The organism is Elusimicrobiota bacterium (genome assembly GCA_040757695.1).
Classification (GTDB): Bacteria; Elusimicrobiota; UBA8919; order UBA8919; family UBA8919; genus JBFLWK01.
In genome coordinates, this window is the sequence record JBFLWK010000177.1 from 1 (window position 1) to 2,275 (window position 2,275).

The following is a 2,275-nucleotide window of genomic DNA, read 5'->3' on the forward strand; positions in this document are numbered from 1 at the left end:
TAGACGAGCCATACGGCGAAGCGATAGCGACGCCGAAGCGAACATACCACCACAAAGACCCGCCGATGAAATTGGCGGGGCGACTGGTGGTGAGTGAGCGTAAATGGAGGTGATGAGTATGACAATTAAATATATCAGCAGTTTTCAAAACAAAACTCCTCATCATTCCAGTAAGGTTGAATTGGTTAAACATCAAAATACCTCTGTTTTGCATAATATATTTTTGCAAATGTCAAATTCTGAACATAGACGGAAAAATAAGTCGGGACAACAGCAAGATGATGCATAAGAGTCAGGGCAGTGATAAGAATTTAACACTTTGACACGATGATTTATGGGTTTGACTTTAATACCATTTTTCTCTCTAAGAGCAATAATTTGTGACCAGAGTAATTTGTTTTTTGATTTTTTAAGGATTGGTGGTGGCAAGTCCGGTTCTGGTTTTGCGTGAGGTGTTTTGTAAGAATATTTTTTTACAAAAGGGACATCAACAAATAAGAGGAATTTAAAGAAACAGGTAACAACGAAATAAAAAGAACGAGCAACAGAATTTTGAATTTGGGAATAAGACATAGTGGCGCCTCCTTAAAAAGATTTAGTATAAAAATGAGAACTTGTCTTTTTGGTGGTGCCACTGTCCGCCTAAGGCGGATAGGCGGGGGGTGAGGGCTTTTGAGAACCTTTCGTCTGAAATTATAATAAATTTCAGAAATTTTTCAAAAAAATTCCAAAGAAGGCCTCGTGAAAACGAGGGCGGGGAATGACATCGTCTCAAGTACCCCATATTTCCTGAAAGGCCACTGATAGCGTCGTAAAATTTAACGGACACTAATGGCCATCAGGCCAAACAGCATGGGAATTCTCCATTATTGCTTACAGAGCGGACAGAACAGCTGGAATACTTTGAAAAACGATTAAATGGTTTGGTTAAAAATATTTTTGTTTTCAGGGAAGGAATGGGAAGGAAACAGGTAAAGGAATTATACGAAAAATTATTATCTTCAGTAATTATTACAGTATCAATAAAATGTTCTGGCAGGTTTCCAAGTTTGATTGGGTAAGCTGTTCCATATTCTGATGAATAGATCTCTCGTAATAAGATTCCATTCCTGTCATATATTCTTTTTGACGAGAATGTTGTTTTTTCAATAGTTGATAATTTCAAAAAACATAAAACGAATATGAATATTAATAAAATTAAATATACTTTCTTATATCTACTCATTTTTGTGCTGATTTTTAAGGTATTTTTCCCATTGAATATTCTTTATCTTTTCTTTTTCTCTACAAATAAAACGTTACCTTTTATTTTTTTAATTAACGCTTCTTCTGTTTTTCTTTTTCCAAAAAATTCCTCAAAATATTCTTCAAATAGATCCTGCCTTATTTCTGATGATAATATGTCATCACTTCCTATATATAAGAAAACTTGTCCTGGCGGAATTTTTAACTCTTTTTTTTCCTTGTTTGTTTTTTTATATAGTATTATTGCTTCAGAATCTTGCTCGGTTTTTATCATTGTCCAATTATTAATTTTTTCTCCTTCGTTAACTTTTTCCCATTTTAAATTTTTTATCTGTTTAATCTTTTTAAGTTTTTGAAGTGGTATTAAAAACTCACAATATGTTTTAATTTTTGTAACATCAACTACTCCACGATAAATGTGTCTATACAAATTTCGATGTTTCAGGCCATTAATTTTAATATTCTCAATCGTTAAAACGACTAGACTATTCTCTGGTATATTAAATCTTCTATCATTATGAAATCTAATTACAGCAGAAGATTTGTCCATGGTCCTTATAGCATCACCTTCTTTTAATATATCTCCTTTCTCAACTAATTCCCATATTTTAGTATTAAAAGACATTTTTTTCACCTGTCCTGTTTTTTTCTCCACTATAGCAAAATAAGATTCACCTATATCTGTCTTTTTTCTTTCCTCACTTCCAAAAACATCAGGTCTCAAAAATAGAAACAACAAGCTACTATTTACTATAATAACTGGTAATCTTCTCAATCTCATTTTAATTTTCAACTAGAATAAAAATTTTTACTGAAAGTTACAGCAAACAGTGTTATTATTAAAGTGACAATTTCTTACAATAATCTTGTTATACCTCATGGTTTTAGTACAAACGCAATAAGTAGAGTCTACTGAAAAAATATTTTTTTGTTAATATCTTGTAGCGACGGCCTACAACTTTTTGCAACTTTCTTGTTGTTTTGTTGATATCTTTATTTTTCTTTTTACTTTTTATTCAATTTCGTTAAC

General features: G+C 31.9%; 3 protein-coding genes. 1 reads left to right on the top strand and 2 read right to left on the bottom strand.

Annotation, left to right across the window (positions count from 1 at the left end; genetic code table 11):
- The first annotated feature begins 118 nt into the window (after positions 1-118).
- Positions 119-289 (top strand): hypothetical protein, encoded by a 171-nt coding sequence (locus tag AB1349_13810; GenBank protein MEW6558402.1) that lies wholly within the window; start codon positions 119-121, stop codon positions 287-289.
- A 549-nt stretch (positions 290-838) separates the two neighbouring features.
- On the opposite strand, the gene AB1349_13815 is transcribed toward AB1349_13810, so the two are convergent.
- Together AB1349_13815 and AB1349_13820 are read right to left on the bottom strand one after the other, a co-directional pair.
- Entirely contained in the window at positions 839-1,225 is a 387-nt protein-coding gene (locus tag AB1349_13815) for a hypothetical protein (GenBank protein MEW6558403.1), read from the bottom strand.
- Positions 1,226-1,267: 42 nt separating this feature from the next.
- Complete coding sequence (locus AB1349_13820; GenBank protein ID MEW6558404.1) at positions 1,268-1,969, bottom strand: hypothetical protein; 702 nt, start codon at positions 1,967-1,969, stop codon at positions 1,268-1,270.
- Between the last annotated feature and the right edge of the window lie 306 nt (positions 1,970-2,275).